Source organism: Sutterella massiliensis, assembly GCF_016899755.1.
Lineage (GTDB): Bacteria > Pseudomonadota > Gammaproteobacteria > Burkholderiales > Burkholderiaceae_F > Sutterella > Sutterella massiliensis.
The window spans coordinates 1-720 of the sequence record NZ_JACJJC010000177.1; the positions used below are offsets into that span (position 1 = coordinate 1).

The 720-nt window shown below is 57.5% G+C and carries 1 protein-coding gene; it reads left to right on the plus strand.

The window, feature by feature from the left end; genetic code table 11:
- Positions 1-720, plus strand: a 720-nt coding sequence (locus H6A60_RS12010; RefSeq protein ID WP_205104944.1) for an FAD-binding protein, incomplete at both ends; no start/stop codon positions are given.

The following is a 720-nucleotide window of genomic DNA, read 5'->3' on the forward strand; positions in this document are numbered from 1 at the left end:
TTGGCTCAAGAGCCTCGACCCGGACCTCAAAATGCTCAAAACGGGCGGCGGCGCGCAATACGTCAATTTCCCCGGTGCGAAGACGTGCAGCTACGGCGTTTATCGAACGTCCTACAAGGATGTCATCGACAACAAAACGACGACCTACAACCGACCGAAACCCGAAGCGACTGAAGGCGAGGCGCTGCACCGAGCGCTGCTTAACGGGATCGAGCTCAGGAAAGACAAGATCACCGTCATGGACGGCTGTCGAGCGCAGGAACTGATTGCAGAGAAGAGCGGTCGAATCATCGGCATCATTGCAGAAAAAGACGGGAAGACGATTCGCATCGGCGCGAAGAAGGGCGTCGCGCTTTGCTGCGGCGGCTATGAGTACGGTGAAGCCATGCGAAAAGCTTTCTTCAGCGGTTTGCCGTTGGCGGGCTGGGCTTTTTACGGGACTACCTTTAATGAGGGCGACGGCATCCGGATGGGATTGGAAGCGGGAGCGGCCTTGACGAAAGCGCCGACCTGCGCCGCACGCATGATCTGGGCGCCGCCCGTCGAAGTGCGCGGCATGCGCATCGGCGTGACGACCAATAACATCGGCAGTCCCAATACGATTGTCGTGAATTCGCTCGGCGAGCGGTTTGTCAACGAAAGTCTGATCACGGGCGGCATAACGAACAACTGCTTCTACGAAAAAGCCTGTGAACAAAGCCTCAAGAGCCTCACCTACGA